Below are 15,280 nucleotides of genomic sequence, written 5' to 3' on the forward strand. Positions count from 1 at the left end.
TTTCACCGGCGCCCCGAGTGGCAACCCTCCTCCCCATGACCGACACCTTGTGGGACGAGTTCCACCGCGTAGTGAACATGACCTCGCACGAACTGGAGGACTGGCTGCGCACCCGCTCGGCGGACGAGGACACCGAGGACCTGCCCGACCAGGCGGGGACGCCGACCGGCCAGGAGGTGCTGCGGGTCCTGCGCAAGCGGCGCACCGACCTGACCACAGAGGACGTCAAGGTGATGCGCAAGGTCGTGGAGCGGGTGCACACGCAGCGCCGCGAGGACCTGGAGCCGACGGCGGGCGAGGCGCACTGGAGGCACCGGTTGATGTCCATCGGCCACGACCCGCTCAAGCCGGCTTGAGAGGCCCCCGCACCGTCACCCTCGGGTGGCGGCGCCGACTTTCGCGTCGTCCGCCAACCGCGCGCCCGCCTCGGGGACCAGGCCGAACTGCACGACCTGGCGGCGGGCGAGGAGGTCGGTGAGCCAGTCGACGGCCACGCGCAGCCGGTTGTCCGGCATCGCGAGCAGGTGGTAGCCGCGCGCCACCGCCTTCGCGGCCGGCCCGGTGAGCGGCACGTGCAGCGGGTTGGCGACGGCCTGCGCGCCGGCCAGGTCGACCACGAACCCGAGGTCGCGGTGCCGGTAGGTCCCCACGGTGCCGTGGCCCAGGGAGGCGGCGACGTTGCGCCCGGCGAGCTTGCCCTGGCGCTGGGCGTGCTGCGCGGTCATCGGCGTCGGCTTGCCGTCGTTGAACACGTCCGGCACGGCCGCCACGTCACCGGCGGCGAACACGTGCGGGTGCGTCGGCACCGCGAGCGTCGGGTCGACCACCAGTCGCCCCTTCACCGTGGCCAGGCCCTCCCCCGTGGCCGGCGACATGGACTCCACCAGCGGGTCCGGCCGCACGCCGACGCACCACACCAGGGTCCGGGTCGGGATCTCGGTGCCGTCGGTCAGCCGGGCGCAGTGCGCGGTGACCTCCTCGACGCTCGTCTCCAGCCGCACGTCCACGCCCCGTGCCCGCAGCACCCGGGCGGCGGGCCCGGACAGCCGCTCGTCCAGTCCCGGCAGCACCCGCGGCGCCATGTCGACCAGCACCCACTTGATCTCGGACTCGGCCAGCCCGGTGCGACCGCGCAGTGCCGACCGGGTCAGCTGTTGTCCCTGCGCCACCAGTTCCGTGCCGGTGTACCCGGCGCCGACCACGACGAACGTCGCCCGCGCCGCCCGTTCGGCCGGATCGGCGGCCTGCTCGGCCAGCTCGACCTGCCGCAGCACGTGGTCGCGCAGGAAGACCGCCTCGGCGACCGATTTGAACCCGAACGCGTGCTCGGCCACGCCGGGGATCGACATCAGCCGGGTGACGGAGCCCGCGGTCAGCACGAGCCGGTCCCACTCCAGGACCTGCTCACGCCCCTCGATGTCCACCACCGTGCAAGTCCGCGCGGCCAGGTCGAGCCCGGTCGCGTGCGCCTGCACCAGTCGCGTGCGCGGCAGCTTGGGCCGCAGCGGCACGGCCACCCGGCGCGGGTCCAGCGAACCGCCCGCGACCTCGGGGAGCAGCGGCACGTAGAGCATGTAGTCGGTGGGGTTGACGGCCACCAGCTCGGCGGCGTCGGGCGGCAGCACGCGTTCCAGCGTGCGCAGGCAGTGGTAGCCCGCGAAACCCGTTCCGACGACCAGCACGCGCGGCTTGCCCATTGGCTCGATCCCTCCGACGACGGCAGGTGTGAACGTCAGCTGTTCCGCCAGCGGGTACCCAGGAGCCGGACGGGGTAGACACGGAGCATGGCCCTGGGACTGCCCGATGCGATCACCGCCTGTCTCTTCGACCTCGACGGCGTGCTGACCAGCACGGCCGTGCTGCACCGCCGTGCCTGGCGGCGCACCTTCGACGATCTCCTGCGCCCACGCGGGCAAGCGCCGTTCGCCGAGTCGGATTACATCCGGTTCGTGGACGGACGGCCGCGTTACGACGGGGTGCGGGAGTTCCTGGCCTCGCGCGGCATCACGCTGCCCGAAGGCGAACCGGACGACCCACCGGACCGGGACACCGTGCACGGGGTGGGCAACCGCAAGAACGACCTGTTGGAAGCGATCATCCGGCACGAGGGCGTGACGCCCTACGCGGGCACGGTGCCCTACCTGCGCGCGGTGGAGGACGCCGGTCTCGGCATCGGCGTGGTGACGTCGTCGGCCAACGCCCGCAAGGTGCTCGACGCGGCCGGGCTCACCCCGTTCGTGCGAGCCCTGGTGGACGGCGTGGTGATCAGCCGCGACGGGCTGAAGGGCAAGCCCGCGCCGGACTCGTTCCTGGTGGGCGCCCGCCTGCTCGGGGTGAACCCGGAGCACGCCGCCGTGTTCGAGGACGCGCTGTCCGGCGTGGAAGCGGGCCGTGCGGGCGGGTTCGGGCACGTGGTCGGCGTGGACCGGACCGGTCAGCGCGAGGCGCTGTACGCGCACGGCGCGGACGTGGTGGTCGAAGACCTCGCGGAGCTGCTGTGAGCGGATGGGAGATCCACCCCTGGAAGCTGCGGTGGGACGGCCTCGCGGTGGACCAGCTGCGCCGCACCGAGTCGATCTTCGCGCTGTCCAACGGGCACCTCGGGATGCGCGGAACGCTGGACGAGGGCGAGCCGCGCGGTCTGCCCGGCACGTACCTCAACGGCTTCTACGAGGAACACGCGCTGCCGTACGGCGAATCGGGCTACGGCTACCCCGAGGCCGGGCAGACCGTCGTCAACGTCACCGACGGCAAGGTGATCCGGCTGCTGGTGGAGGACGAGCCGCTGGACATGCGCTACGGCCGGGCCCACGTGCACTGGCGGCAGCTGGACTTCCGCACCGGCACGCTGAGCAGGCACACCGAGTGGGAGTCGCCGACCGGTCGCCGGGTGACCGTGCGCAGTGAACGGCTGGTGTCGCTGACCCAGCGCGCGGTCGCGGCGATCCGCTACGAGGTCGTGCCGAGCGAGGACACGCAGCTGGTGGTGCAGTCCGACCTGCTGGCCAACGAACCGGTGGAGCACGAGGGTGACGACCCGCGGGTGGCCGCCGCGCTGAACGAGCCGCTGGTGTCGGACTTCGCGCACGTCGAGGACTACCGGGCGGTGCTGGCGCACCACGCGCGCAACTCCGGGCTGCGGATGGCCGCGGCGATGGACCACGACCTCGAAGTCGAGGACGGCGTGCGCACCGAGATGCGCGCCGAGCGCGACCTGGCCCGGTTCACCGCGGCCGTGGACGTGCCCGCGGGCGGGAGGCTGCGGCTGGTGAAGTACCTCGGCTACGGCTGGTCCGCGAAACGGTCGGTGCCCGCGCTGCGGGCGCAGGTCGAGGCGGCGCTGGCGGGCGCGCGGCAGACCGGCTGGGAGGGTCTGCTGGCCGAGCAGCGGCGGTTCCTGGACGACTTCTGGGAGGTCGCCGACATCGAGCTGCGGGGCGACGACGAACTCCAGCAGGCGCTGCGGTTCGCGTTGTTCCACATCATGCAGGCCGCGGTGCGCGGCGAGACCCGCGCGATCCCCGGCAAGGGCCTGACCGGGCCGGGGTACGACGGGCACGCGTTCTGGGACACCGAGATGTTCGTGCTGCCGGTGCTGGCCTACACGGTGCCGGAGGCGGCGCGGGACGCGTTGCGGTGGCGGCACTCGACGTTGGGCAAGGCGCGGGAGCGGGCCGCGGTGCTCGGGCAGGGCGGCGCGGCGTTCCCGTGGCGGTCGATCAGCGGCGCGGAGTGCTCGGCGTACTGGCCCGCGAGCACGGCGGCGTTCCACGTCTCCGGTGACGTCTCGCACGCCGTGGCGCAGTACGTGAACGCCACCGGCGACACCACGTTCGAGCGCGAGTGCGGCGCGGAGATCCTGGTGGAGACCGCGCGGCTGTGGACGTCGCTGGGGCACCACGACCAGCACGGCGGGTTCCGCATCGACGGGGTGACCGGGCCGGATGAGTACTCTGCGCTGGTGGACAACAACGTCTACACCAACCTCATCGCGCAGAAGAACCTGCGCGGCGCGGCGAACGCGTGCGAACGGCACCCCGACGTGGCCGATCGGCTGGACGTGACCGCCGAGGAGATCCAGGGGTGGTGCAAGGCGGCCGACGGGATGACGATCCCGTTCGACAACCTGCTCGGCGTGCACCAGCAGTCCGAGGGGTTCACCTCGCACGCCGAGTGGGACTTCGGCGACACCGACGCCGACCAGTACCCGTTGCTGCTCAACCGGCCGTACTTCGACCTGTACCGCAAGCAGGTGGTCAAGCAGGCCGACCTGGTGCTGGCCATGCACGTGCGCGGTGACGCGTTCACGCCGTTGCAGAAGGCGCGCAACTTCGCCTACTACGAGCCGCGGACGGTGCGGGACTCGTCCCTGTCGGCCGGGACGCAGGCGGTGCTGGCCGCCGAGGTCGGCGCGTTGCAACTGGCCTACGACTACCTGGCCGAGGCCGCGTTCACCGACATGCACGACCTGCACCGCAATGTCCACAACGGACTGCACATGGCGTCGCTGGCGGGCGCGTGGGTCGGGCTGGTGGCCGGGTTCGGCGGGATGCGCGACCACGACGGCGAGCTGACGTTCGCGCCGCGCCTGCCGCCGGGGCTGGCCGGGATGGCGTTCCGCATGTCGTTCCGGGGCACCCGCTTCGCGGTGGAGGTCGGGCCGGGCGAGGTGACCTACCGGATCGTCGCGGGCGGTCCGCTGCACACCCGGCACCACGGCGTTCCGGTGGTGGTCGAACCGGGACTGGCGGTGACGCTGTCCACACCGGACCCGCCCGAGCCGCCCGTGCTCAGCCAGCCGCCGCACCGCTCGCCCGTGCGGCGGGTGCCACCGGGAGCCCGTCGGTCGGCCGGAGCCCGGTTGAACCGGGGCCGACGTTGAACCGGGGCCGGCGTTCCGCGGGCGTTCACAGGTGTTCCGGGGCGACCCGGAACGAATGTGTGGCCCTGCAAGGACTTCGGCAGGGATGAGGTGCCCGGCCGGGCTCCTGGGGGGAGTGGAGCCCGGCCGGGACTTGTCAGGCGGCCAATGGGGGGGCGGTGGCCGCCTAAGCCCTCATCGTGAGCGGGAGTACCCCTGTTACCGACTTTCAACCACAGTCCCGGACATCGACCACGTGATCTAGGTCATCAACGCCCTCACCACGGCTCACGCCGGATCGTCCACAGAGGTCCGACGACGGAAACCCGAAAGATCTCCGCAAAAATGCGGTCCCGATCGAGCCGAACGTAACCCGCACGAGTGAGACGGGCAGCGCTCCGGCCCGCGGCCGGACAGGATGCCGGAATGTGAGCTCAACACCGATCTACGACGAGTTGGCGGCCACCTACCTCGCCGACCTGACACCCGAGGTCCGCGAGCCCGCCGGGCCCGAGCAGCCGGGGCAGCACGCCCTGCCGCCCACCACCCAGACCCCGCCTCGGAGCCAGTCGCGCAAACGGCCGAAGGTCTGAACCACCTCCGATCTTGACACCGTCTCACGCAGCGGAGTAGGACGATCGCAGTCCGTAGACGAGGTCGCCTACCCCGAAGGGTGGAGCGGAATGCGTGGACGAGCGCTGTTCCTGGCAGCGGCCCTGTTCGTCACGTCGGCGTGCACCGGAGAACCGACCGACACCCCCGACCAGGTGACATTCACCTGGTGGGACTACCTCAACCACTCGCCCGCGGCCGACCAGGCCGGGCTGGACTGGGACAACGCGACCGAGTTCGGCGGCGGCCTCGGCGCGCTGCCCAACCGGACGGACACCGTGGACGACCTGGCCTGGCAGTGGGACCCGAACGTGCCGGGTTTCGCCGGACAGCCGGCGTCCGCGCGGACCCGCACCGCGTACGGCGCGAAGTACCCGGAGATCTCCCGCGCCGTCCACACCATGGCCGCACAGGTGCTCACCGGCGCGCGCAGACCCGAACAGGCGACGTCCGACGCCGAGGCGGAGATCGACCGGCTGCCGCGCTAGGCGCGACACGCCGATTAGCCGTAATGCCGCAAGGCGTTGGGCGATATGTCCCATAGGGGGAAGCCCCCGGGGACCGGGATGAGCCGAACGGGCGCGGGGTAACCCCCTCCCATGCGGAACGAGGGACCCGTGAAAGAGCGGAAAACCGGGAAGAGAGCCGACAAGAAGGCCGACTCCAAGGCCGACGCGCAGCAGTTCAGCCGGGCACAACTGCTCGCGCTCGTGGTGGGTGTGCTGCAAATCGTCGCCGCCTCCGTCCCCTTCCTGCCAATGGGAAGTGGAACCAACCACACCCTTTACATCTGCACGGGTCTGGCCGGCGTTCTTCTCGCGTGGCAGCACCGACACGCCCGTTTCTACGGTGTGCTCCTGCTTCTCCTCTACGGTCAGCTGTTCATCACCGACGCCGAGGACACCGGCGCCTTCGGCCTGCCCACGTGGGAGACCCTGGCGTACGGCCGAGCCGCCCTGGCGGGCGTGGTGATCGCGCTGATCCCGGCGTTCAAACGCCCGTAGTCGCCGGCGGTCATCGTGCCGTCCGGGTGGAAGCGCAGCTTGGCGTCGGTGCTGCGGGCGATCGACTCGAACATCGCGAGGTCGGACTTGGTGGTGGGCCGCCAGTACATGTGGGCGCCGTGGGTGACGCCCATGTCCATCGACATCATGGTAGCCACCGCCCGGTCGTACCGGCGGCGGCTCAGGTCCGCGCCGCCGGAGGCGTGGATGTCGAACACGTCGTGGTCGCCGGTCAAGGGCCGCAGCGCGCCGCGCCGGTCGCGACCGTGCACGACACCGTCCCGCACGACGTACTCGCCACCTCGTTCGAACAGCGCCATCTTGTCGCGCAACGCGTCGAACTCCACGCGGCGCTGGTCGTACCGGCGCAGCAGCCGGTCGCTGAGGTCGAAGTGGGGTAACGACGGCCGGAAGTAGCCGACGAGTCCGCGGTGTCGCCTCGCGGCGCCCAGGCGGACGTCCAGGTCGTCGATGGTCTTGGCCTTCACCGCCTCGGGTTTGGGCAGCGCGCCCTCGCGCAGCCAGGCCACCGCGTGCGGGTTCGTCGCCCGCACGTCGATGACCAGGTCCTGCTCGGCGGCCACCTGCTGGAACTTGCGGGCGTGTTCGGTCGGCATGCCGAAAACGGGCTCCACCGACGCCAGGGGGAAGAGGTGATCAGTGCGCACGGGTATTAAGGTCCGCCCGAAATGGGCGTGCACCAGACCGCCGGCTTCGGTTAGCTCGAAGCGTGACCCCTGATTCACTTGTCGGACTGCTGGCCGAACCCGAACGGTTGCGCGTGGTGGCCGCGCTGGTCCTGGGCGCCCGCACGACTGCGGACATCACCGCGGCGACCGGGTTGGACGCACGGCGCGTCGAGAACTCGTTGCGGCGGCTGCGGTCGACGGGACTCGTCGTGACCGACGGGACCGGTCTGCGGTTGCGTGAGGAACTGTTCAAGGAGGCCACCCGGGTCGAACAGGCGAACCGGGTCCCGGAGGACCCGTTCGTGCGGGACGGGCGGCTGGTGAAGCTCCCCGCGCAACGCGGACGCAGGCGGGCGGTGCTCGAACAGGTGAGCACCGCGTTCGAGCCGGGTAGACGGTACCCCGAGCGGGAAGTGGTGGAAGTGCTGAAGCGGTGGTGTGACGGCGGTGAGGTCGACCACGTGACCGTGCGGCGGTACCTCGTGGACGAAGGCCTGCTCAGCCGGGCCGACGGCGAGTACTGGCGTACCGGCGGCCCGGTGAGCGTCTAGCGGGGTCTAGCCGAACGTGTCGGGATCGGGGCCGGTGCGCTCGCCCCGGTCCAGTTCCGCGATGCGCCCCATGTCGTCACCGTCCAACCGGAAGTCGAACACGGCGAAGTTCTCCGCGATCCGGCTGGGCGTCACCGACTTGGGGATGACGATGTTGTCCAGCTGCACGTGCCAGCGCAGCACGACCTGCGCCGGGGTGCGGCCGTGTTTCGCGGCGATGTCGGTGATGACCGGATCGGACAGCAGCGCGCCGCCCTGCGCCAACGGGCTCCAGGCCTCGGTCGCGATGCCGTGCCGGACGTGGAAGGCGCGCAGTTCGGCCTGCTGGAGCCACGGGTGCAGCTCGACCTGGTTGACCGCGGGCACCGCGCCCGTGGCGTCCACGACCCGTTCCAGGTGCGCGGGCTGGAAGTTCGACACGCCGATGGCGCGGACGCGGCCGTCGGCGTGCAGCTTGCCCAGCGCGCGCCAGGTGTCGACGTACTTGTCCTGTTTGGGCGCGGGCCAGTGGATCAGGTACAGGTCGATCCGGTCGAGGCCGAGCTTGGCGGCGCTCGCGTCGAACGCGCGGAACGCCTCGTCGTAGCCCTGGTGGGAGTTCCACAGCTTGGTCGTCACGAACAGTTCGTCACGCGGGATGCCCGAGTCCGCGATCGCGCGGCCGACCGGCTCCTCGTTGCCGTAGGCGGCGGCGGTGTCGATGCTGCGGTAGCCCACCCGCAACGCTTCCCGCACCACGTCGTAAGTGTCCTCTGTGGACACTTGGAAGACGCCGAAACCGAGCTGGGGCATGGTGACGCCGTTGTTGAGAGTTGTCGTCGTCATGGGTGCCATCATGCCCGCCGCCAACGGTTCCCACGGGTCGGGTCGCCGGCTAGCCGACCAGGGCGATCCGCCGTTCCACCTCGGCGGGCAGCGTCCGCCGGTGCCGGACCACCGCGGGCAGCCTGCGCGCGGCGGCGGCCAGCGCCGCGCCCGCGTCCCGGTCCCCGGCCGCCCGCCTGGCCAGCGCGAACGTTTGCGCCAGCACCACGCCGAGCGGGCGGCGCAACCAGGTGGTCAGCAGGTCGTTGCGCAGCTCCACCCGGCGCCGCCAGGCCGACGGCGGCCGGGACGAGGACGGCTGGTGGTGCGCCACCACGTCGTCCACGTAGCAGCAGGACCAGCCGGACGCGGCCATGTCCCACGAGAACAGGCGTTCTTCGCCTGGCCAGAACAGCACCGGGTGGAATCCGCCGACCCGGACGAACGCCGACCGCCGCACGACCGCGCCGCAGCACACGAAACCCAGGACGGACGGTCCGGGCAGGTCGTCGTCACGCCCCAGCGCCGATCGGGCCATCTCGGCGCACACCGGGTCCAGCCCGCCGCCGGGTTCCACGATCGTGCGCGCCGCGACCAGCCCCAACCGTGGATGCCGGGCGAATAACTCCTCCGCCCGCGGCAGGGCGTCGGGAGCCCACCACGAGTCGTCGTCGCTGAACGCCACGTACGGGGTGGTCGCCCGCCGCACGCCGTGGTTGCGCGCCAACGCGCCCTCGTTGCGCCCCAGTTCCAGCACCTCGACCTGGTCGAACTGCCGCCGCACCCGCGTCACCGTGTCGTCGGACGAGCCGTTGTCGACGACGATGACCGGAACGTCCAGTTCCCGGAGTCGGGCGAGGGTGCGCGTCAGGTCGTCCACCCGGTCACGCGTGGCGATCACCACCGTCGTTTGCGACACCAGCGGGTGGTACCCGAAGAAGCGGTGGTTACTCATCGAATCGACGGGTAGGCCCGACTCATGGGATTCGAACGAGCGGTGGTGACCGGTGGGGCCGGGTTCCTCGGCTCCCACGTGTGCGAAGCGCTGCTCAAGCGCGGCACGCGGGTGGTGTGCGTGGACGATTTCCGCACCGGGTCGCCGGACAACCTGTCGGACGACCCGCGGCTGGGCATCGTGGTCGAGGACGTGGCCAAACCGCTGGACCTGCTCGGTTCGGTCGACCTGGTGATGCACCTGGCCTGCCCCGCGTCACCCGTGGACTACCTGCGCACGCCCGTCGACACGCTCAAGGCGAGCGGTTTCGGCACGCTGCACGCGCTGGAGCTGGCGCGGCGCAAGAACGCCCGGGTCGTCATCGCCTCCACCAGCGAGGTGTACGGCGACCCGTTGGAACACCCGCAGCGCGAGACGTACTGGGGCAACGTCAACCCGATCGGCCCGCGCAGCGTCTACGACGAGGGCAAGCGGTTCGGTGAAGCCCTGACGTGCGCGTTCCGCCGCGAGTACGGCGTGGACGCGGGCATCGTGCGGATCTTCAACACCTACGGCGCGCGGATGCGCCCGGACGACGGTCGGATGATCCCCACTTTCGTGCGGCAGGCCCGCGCGGGCGAGCCGCTGACCGTGCACGGCGACGGCACGCAGACCCGCTCGCTGTGCCACGTGGACGATCTCGTGCGCGGCCTGCTGTCGATGGCCGACAGCGACCACGCGGGGCCGGTGAACCTCGGCAACCCCGAGGAGGTCACCGTGCTGGAGGTCGCGCGGAAGGTCATCGAGCTGACCGGCAGCACGTCCACGATCGAGCACGTCGACGCCATGACCGACGACCCGCGCCGCCGCCGCCCGGACATCACCCGGGCCCGTCAGCTGCTCGGCTGGCAGCCGGAGATCCCGCTGGACGAGGGGCTGCGGCGGTCGTTTGACCGGCACCTCGTCGGGTAGTCGGAGCTGGTCCACACCGGAACCGGTCCACAGCTGGTCCACACAGGAGCGAAAGGGGAACGCCGTGCGCGTGCTCGGTGTCAACGCGGTCTTCCACGACCCCGCGGCCGCCCTCGTGGTGGACGGCGAGGTGGTGGCCGCCGCGGAGGAGGAACGCTTCTCCCGGCGCAAGCACGGCAAGCGGCCGGTGCCGTTCTCCGCGTGGGAACAGCCCGAGCAGGCCGCCCGCTGGTGCCTCAAGCACGCCGGGCTCACCCCGGCCGATCTCGACGCCGTCGCCTACTCCTACGACCCGGACCTGGTCGAGCCGAGCGACGTGCCGTGGGAGGACCTGCGCACCGAGTTCGCCCGGCGCGCGCCGTACTTCCTGGCCACCGCGCTGCCCGGGTTGGACCCGGCGATCGTGCGGTTCGTGCCGCACCACGTCGCGCACGCCGCGTCGACGGGCCTGGCCGCGCCGTTCGGCGGGGACTGCGCGGTGCTGGTCAACGACGGTCGCGGCGAGTGCCGCTCGCACCTGGCGGGCAGCTACCGCGACCACCGGCTGGAGACGCTGGCCGCGCAACACCTGCCGCACTCCCTCGGTCTGCTCTACGAGGACCTGACCGAGCACCTGGGTTTCCTGCGGTCCAGCGACGAGTACAAGGTGATGGCGCTCGCCTCCTACGCCGAGCCCAAGCACCTGGACCTGGTGCGCGAGCACGTCTACGCGACCGGTGACGGCGGGTTCGCGGTGAAGCCGCTGGACTGGGCGACGCTGGCCAAGCGCCGCGACCCGGACGGCGAGGTGACGCGCGAGCACGCCGAGCTGGCGGCGAGCGTGCAGGTGCGGGTCGAGGAGGTCCTGTTGGACCTGGTCCGGTGGCTGCACGAGCGAACCGGGCAGAAGCGGCTGACCATGGCGGGCGGTGTGGCGCTGAACTGCGTGGCGAACACGCGGATCTTCGCCGAGGGGCCGTTCGACGAGGTGTGGGTGCAGCCGGCGGCCGGTGACGCGGGCACCGCGCTGGGCGCGGCGCTGCAGGTCACGGCCGACGCCGGTGAGCCCGCCGCGGCGATGCCGGGCGCCGACCTCGGCCGGTCGTGGACCGACGCGGAGATCGAGGACCACCTGCGCACCGCCAAGATCGCCTACGAGGAGCCGCCGGACGTGGCGGTCGCGGTGGCCGAGGCGTTGGCCGACGACCAGGTGGTGGCCTGGTTCCAGGGCCGCAGCGAGTACGGGCCGCGCGCGTTGGGCCGGCGGTCGCTGCTGGCGCACCCCGGTCGGGCGGAGAACCTGGCCCGGCTCAACGAGGTCAAGGGGCGCGAGCAGTTCCGGCCGATCGCGCCGATGGTGCTGGCCGACCGTGCGGCCGAGTTGTTCGAGCGCGGGCCGCTGCCCAGCCCGTACATGCTGTTCGTGCACGACGTGCGGCCGGAGTGGCGTGACCGGATCCCGGCGGTCGTGCACGTGGACGGCACCGCGCGCGTGCAGACCGTGGACCCGGGGTCGGAACCGCTGATGGCGCGGGTGATCCGCGAGTTCGACCGGCGCACCGGCGTGCCCGTCGTGGTGAACACCAGCCTGAACACGGCCGGCCGGCCGATGGTGGACGACCCGCGCGACGCGCTGGAGTGCTTCGGCTCGGCGCCGGTCGACCTGCTGGCCATCGGCCGGTTCGTGGTGCGGCGATGAACGTCGACTACGCCGTGGTCATCCCCACCGTCGGCCGGGACAGCCTGCGGGTGGTGCTCGACGCGGTGGAGCGCGGTGACGGCCCGCCGCCGCGCGAGATCATCGTGGTGGACGACCGGCGTGATCCCGGACCGTTGCCGCCGACGCGCTGGGCCCGCGTGCTGCGCACCGGTGGCCGGGGCCCCGCCGCCGCGCGCAACGCCGGGTGGCGTGCGACGTGCTGCGAGTGGGTCGCGTTCCTGGACGACGACGTGGTGCCGGCGCACGACTGGAAGCTGCGGTTGGCCGACGACCTCGAACCGCTGGGACTCGACGTGGGCGCGTCGCAGGCGCGGATCATCGTGCCGCTGCCCGAGGACCGCAGGCCGACCGACTGGGAACGCGGCACGGCCGGGTTGGCGCACGCGCGGTGGATCACCGCGGACATGGCTTACCGGCGGGCCGCTCTCGTGCACGTCGGCGGGTTCGACGAACGTTTCCCGCGGGCTTACCGGGAGGACGCCGAACTGGCGTTGCGGGTGCAGGCGTACGGGTACCGGATCGTCACCGGTGATCGCGTGACCACGCACCCGGTGCGCGAGGCGGGGTTCTTCGCCAGCCTGCGGCAGCAGCGCGGCAACGCCGACGACGCGTTGGTGCGGCGGCTGCTCGGGCCCGAGTGGCGTGAGCGGATCGGCGGCGCGCCCGGACGGTTGCCTCGGCACGCGGTCACCACCGCGTCCGGCGCACTTTCGGTCCTTTGTGGACTCCTCGGGTTGCGCAAGGCGGCATTGGCGTTCGGCGGCTTGTGGGCGGCGTCGACCGCGCGGTTCGCCTTCGAACGCATCGCGCCCGGCCCGCGCACACCGGACGAGGTGGCGAAGATGGTCGTCACCAGCATCGCCATCCCGCCCGCCGCGTGCGCGCACCGGTTGCGCGGCGAACTGCGCCACCGGTCCGTGCCCGTCGCGGGACGGCAGCGTCGCCGGGTGGTCCTCGTGGCCGACGCGCTGGACCGGTTGCGCACCCGGATCGACCCGCGGGCATCGGCCCGTGTTGTCGGGGCGGTGCGGCGATGAGGGTCCTGGTGCTGCGCGCGCTCGGTCTCGGCGACCTGCTGACGGCCGTGCCGGCGCTGCGCGGGTTGCGCCGCGCGCTCCCGGACGCCGAGATCACCCTGGCCGCGCCCGGCTGGCTGGCCGACGCGGTGGACCGGATCGACGCGGTCGACCGGCTGCTGCCCACCGAAGGGCTCGTGCCGATCGACTACGACTCGCCGGACCTCGCGGTCAACCTGCACGGACGTGGCCAGCGGAGCACCGAGCTGCTGCGCGCCACCCGGCCCGCCCGGCTGATCACGCACGGCCCGCACGTGCCGTGGCCCGCGCGGCAGCACGAGGTGCTGCGGTGGTGCCGGCTGCTGGCGCAGTTCGGCATCGCCTGCGACCCGGCCGACCTGCGCCTGCCGCCGTTGCCGCGCACCGGCGCGATCGTCGTGCACCCCGGCGCCAGCCACGCCGCCCGCCGTTGGCCGGCCGCGCGGTTCGCGGCGGTGGTGCGTGCGCTGGGGCCGAGCGTGGTGGTGACCGGCAGTCCCACCGAGGCCCCGCTGGTCCGTGCGGTGGCGCAGGGGCGCACGCGGATGGGCGATCTGGCCGGGTTGATGGACCTGGTGGCGGGCGCACGGCTCGTCGTCTGCGGCGACACGGGCGTGGCCCACGTCGCCACCGCTTACGGCACGCCGTCGGTGGTGCTGTTCGGGCCGGTGTCGCCCGCCGAGTGGGGGCCCAGATCGGGGCCGCACCGGGTGCTGTGGCGCGGGACGACCGGTGACACGTTCGCCGACCGGCCCGATCCGGGACTGCTCGGGATCACCGTGGACGAGGTGTTGGAGGCCGCGCGATCGCTGCTGGGAGGTGGACCGTGTCCAGGATCGGCGTCATCGGCGCGGGTTATGTCGGGCTGACCACCGCCGCCTGCTTCGCGCGGCTCGGCCACACCGTCGTGTGCGCGGACGTGGACGAGGCGAAGGTCGAGGCGCTCGGCCGCGCGGAGGTCGGCGCGCACGAGCCGGGGTTGGCGGAGCTGGTCGCGGAGGGGTTGCGGGCCAGGCGGTTGCGGTTCGTGCCCGGGAACGCGGAAGCTCTGTCCGAAGTGGACTTCGTGTTCCTGTGCGTGCCCACGCCGACCGGTGCGGACGGTGCGGCCGATCTCACCGCGGTGCACGCCGTGCTGCGTGAGGCTCGGGACGCGGTCGCGCCCGGCTGCGTGCTGGTGATCAAGTCGACCGTGCCGGCCGGGACGACGGAACGGGTGGCCGCGCTGGTGGGGCGGCCGGACGTGCAGGTCGTGTCCAATCCGGAGTTCCTGCGTGAAGGCCATGCGGTGGAAGACTTCCTGCGGCCACAGCGGGTCGTGGTCGGTGCGGAGGTCGAGGAGGCCGCGCGCCGGGTGGTGGCGCTGTACGAGGGCACGGGCGCGCCGACGCTCGTCACCGGGAGCGCGAGCGCGGAGCTGGTGAAGTACGCGAGCAACTGCTTCCTGGCGATGAAATTGTCGTACGTGAACAGCCTGGCCGAGTTGTGCGAGCACGTCGGGGCGGACATCGCGGACGTGACCGAGGGGATGCGGCTGGACGACCGGATCGGGGCGTCGTTCCTCGAACCGGGGCCGGGCTGGGGCGGTTCGTGCTTCCCGAAGGACACCAGGGCGCTGCTGTCCACGGCGGAGAAGGCCGACGTCGACTTCCCGTTGCTGCGCGCGACCATCGGCACGAACGGTCACCAGGCGCACCGGGTGGTGGCGATGGTGCGCGAAGCGGTGGGAGGTTCGCTGGACGGCGTCCGGCTCGGTCTGCTGGGGCTGACGTTCAAGGCGGGCACCGACGACCTGCGCGACTCCCCCGCCCTGGCGGTGGCCGCGCTCCTCGCGGAGGAAGGCGCGCGGCTCACCGGCTACGACCCGTGCGTGGAAGCCGATTGCGGGCCGGTGACGGTGCTCGACTCGCCCGAGGCGGTGGCCGAGGGCGTCGACGGGCTGGTGGTGCTGACGGAGTGGCCGGAGTTCGCCGAGCTGGACTGGCCCAACGTGGCCGCCGCCATGAGCCACCAGGTCATCGTCGACACCCGCAACCTGCTGCCGGGTGACAAGGTGACCGAGGCCGGTTTCCGCCTCGTCTCGCTGGGCCGCGGGTGAC

At 72.2% G+C, this 15,280-nt stretch carries 15 protein-coding genes; 11 read left to right on the plus strand and 4 right to left on the minus strand.

Translation table 11 applies throughout. The annotated features are described in order from the left end of the window. Nucleotides 1–35: 35 nt before the first annotated feature. On the plus strand, nucleotides 36–356 hold the full coding sequence (locus FM051_RS15170; RefSeq protein ID WP_158843602.1) for a DUF3140 domain-containing protein: 321 nt from the start codon (nucleotides 36–38) through the stop codon (nucleotides 354–356). A 15-nt stretch (nucleotides 357–371) separates the two neighbouring features. Here FM051_RS15170 and FM051_RS15175 read toward each other — a convergent pair whose 3' ends face one another. Then, nucleotides 372–1,697: an NAD(P)/FAD-dependent oxidoreductase gene (locus tag FM051_RS15175; protein WP_158843603.1), complete on the minus strand. Its 1,326-nt coding sequence runs from the start codon at nucleotides 1,695–1,697 to the stop codon at nucleotides 372–374. An 87-nt stretch (nucleotides 1,698–1,784) separates the two neighbouring features. Between FM051_RS15175 and FM051_RS15180 the strand changes: the two genes are divergently transcribed. The 4 genes from FM051_RS15180 (at nucleotide 1,785) to FM051_RS15195 (ending at nucleotide 5,961) form a co-directional block, all read left to right on the plus strand. Further along, on the plus strand, nucleotides 1,785–2,501 hold the full coding sequence (locus FM051_RS15180) for an HAD family hydrolase (RefSeq protein ID WP_158843604.1): 717 nt from the start codon (nucleotides 1,785–1,787) through the stop codon (nucleotides 2,499–2,501). Further along, complete coding sequence (locus tag FM051_RS15185) at nucleotides 2,498–4,882, plus strand: glycoside hydrolase family 65 protein (RefSeq protein ID WP_158843605.1); 2,385 nt, start codon at nucleotides 2,498–2,500, stop codon at nucleotides 4,880–4,882. Before FM051_RS15180 ends, FM051_RS15185 begins: the two co-directional genes overlap by 4 nt. A 407-nt stretch (nucleotides 4,883–5,289) precedes the next feature. Continuing rightward, complete coding sequence (locus tag FM051_RS15190; protein ID WP_158843606.1) at nucleotides 5,290–5,454, plus strand: hypothetical protein; 165 nt, start codon at nucleotides 5,290–5,292, stop codon at nucleotides 5,452–5,454. A 90-nt stretch (nucleotides 5,455–5,544) separates the two neighbouring features. Next, the gene (locus tag FM051_RS15195; protein WP_158843607.1) at nucleotides 5,545–5,961 is read left to right on the plus strand and encodes a hypothetical protein; all 417 of its coding nucleotides are present in this window, start codon (nucleotides 5,545–5,547) and stop codon (nucleotides 5,959–5,961) included. Between the two features lie 386 nt (nucleotides 5,962–6,347). Here the strand turns inward: FM051_RS15195 and FM051_RS15200 are convergent, their stop codons facing one another. Further along, nucleotides 6,348–7,145 (minus strand): hypothetical protein, encoded by a 798-nt coding sequence (locus tag FM051_RS15200; RefSeq protein WP_238412403.1) that lies wholly within the window; start codon nucleotides 7,143–7,145, stop codon nucleotides 6,348–6,350. A 62-nt stretch (nucleotides 7,146–7,207) separates the two neighbouring features. Between FM051_RS15200 and FM051_RS15205 the strand changes: the two genes are divergently transcribed. Further along, nucleotides 7,208–7,717, plus strand: coding sequence for a DUF2087 domain-containing protein (locus FM051_RS15205; RefSeq protein WP_158843608.1), 510 nt, complete (start codon nucleotides 7,208–7,210; stop codon nucleotides 7,715–7,717). Between the two features lie 6 nt (nucleotides 7,718–7,723). Here the strand turns inward: FM051_RS15205 and FM051_RS15210 are convergent, their stop codons facing one another. Together FM051_RS15210 and FM051_RS15215 are read right to left on the minus strand one after the other, a co-directional pair. Further along, on the minus strand, nucleotides 7,724–8,551 hold the full coding sequence (locus tag FM051_RS15210; RefSeq protein WP_202918880.1) for an aldo/keto reductase: 828 nt from the start codon (nucleotides 8,549–8,551) through the stop codon (nucleotides 7,724–7,726). Nucleotides 8,552–8,591: 40 nt separating this feature from the next. After that, nucleotides 8,592–9,476, minus strand: coding sequence for a glycosyltransferase family 2 protein (locus FM051_RS15215; protein ID WP_158843610.1), 885 nt, complete (start codon nucleotides 9,474–9,476; stop codon nucleotides 8,592–8,594). A gap of 24 nt (nucleotides 9,477–9,500) precedes the next feature. Between FM051_RS15215 and FM051_RS15220 the strand changes: the two genes are divergently transcribed. The 5 genes from FM051_RS15220 to FM051_RS15240 all read left to right on the plus strand — a co-directional run bounded on the left by FM051_RS15220 (nucleotide 9,501) and on the right by FM051_RS15240 (nucleotide 15,279). Then, entirely contained in the window at nucleotides 9,501–10,427 is a 927-nt protein-coding gene (locus FM051_RS15220; protein WP_158843611.1) for a UDP-glucuronic acid decarboxylase family protein, read from the plus strand. 64 nt (nucleotides 10,428–10,491) lie between these two features. After that, complete coding sequence (locus tag FM051_RS15225; protein WP_158843612.1) at nucleotides 10,492–12,105, plus strand: carbamoyltransferase family protein; 1,614 nt, start codon at nucleotides 10,492–10,494, stop codon at nucleotides 12,103–12,105. Further along, nucleotides 12,102–13,163 (plus strand): glycosyltransferase, encoded by a 1,062-nt coding sequence (locus tag FM051_RS15230; RefSeq protein WP_158843613.1) that lies wholly within the window; start codon nucleotides 12,102–12,104, stop codon nucleotides 13,161–13,163. Before FM051_RS15225 ends, FM051_RS15230 begins: the two co-directional genes overlap by 4 nt. Beyond that, the gene (locus tag FM051_RS15235; RefSeq protein WP_158843614.1) at nucleotides 13,160–14,050 is read left to right on the plus strand and encodes a glycosyltransferase family 9 protein; all 891 of its coding nucleotides are present in this window, start codon (nucleotides 13,160–13,162) and stop codon (nucleotides 14,048–14,050) included. Before FM051_RS15230 ends, FM051_RS15235 begins: the two co-directional genes overlap by 4 nt. After that, a complete protein-coding gene (locus FM051_RS15240) occupies nucleotides 14,008–15,279 on the plus strand; it encodes a UDP-glucose dehydrogenase family protein (RefSeq protein ID WP_238412404.1) in 1,272 nt (423 codons plus the stop codon). Before FM051_RS15235 ends, FM051_RS15240 begins: the two co-directional genes overlap by 43 nt. The last annotated feature ends 1 nt before the right edge of the window (nucleotide 15,280 follow it).

Source organism: Saccharothrix deserti, from assembly GCF_009769385.1.
Lineage (GTDB): Bacteria > Actinomycetota > Actinomycetes > Mycobacteriales > Pseudonocardiaceae > Actinosynnema > Actinosynnema deserti.

Bases quoted from the DNA above. Each gene is read 5' to 3' on its own strand.
- FM051_RS15220 (WP_158843611.1), top strand. From the start codon at position 9,501: ATGGGATTCGAACGAGCGGTGGTGACCGGTGGGGCCGGGTTCCTCGGC.
- FM051_RS15230 (WP_158843613.1), top strand. From the start codon at position 12,102: ATGAACGTCGACTACGCCGTGGTCATCCCCACCGTCGGCCGGGACAGC.
- FM051_RS15180 (WP_158843604.1), top strand. From the start codon at position 1,785: ATGGCCCTGGGACTGCCCGATGCGATCACCGCCTGTCTCTTCGACCTC.
- FM051_RS15235 (WP_158843614.1), top strand. From the start codon at position 13,160: ATGAGGGTCCTGGTGCTGCGCGCGCTCGGTCTCGGCGACCTGCTGACG.
- FM051_RS15195 (WP_158843607.1), top strand. From the start codon at position 5,545: ATGCGTGGACGAGCGCTGTTCCTGGCAGCGGCCCTGTTCGTCACGTCG.
- FM051_RS15215 (WP_158843610.1), bottom strand. From the start codon at position 9,476: ATGAGTAACCACCGCTTCTTCGGGTACCACCCGCTGGTGTCGCAAACG.
- FM051_RS15210 (WP_202918880.1), bottom strand. From the start codon at position 8,551: ATGGCACCCATGACGACGACAACTCTCAACAACGGCGTCACCATGCCC.
- FM051_RS15175 (WP_158843603.1), bottom strand. From the start codon at position 1,697: ATGGGCAAGCCGCGCGTGCTGGTCGTCGGAACGGGTTTCGCGGGCTAC.
- FM051_RS15170 (WP_158843602.1), top strand. From the start codon at position 36: ATGACCGACACCTTGTGGGACGAGTTCCACCGCGTAGTGAACATGACC.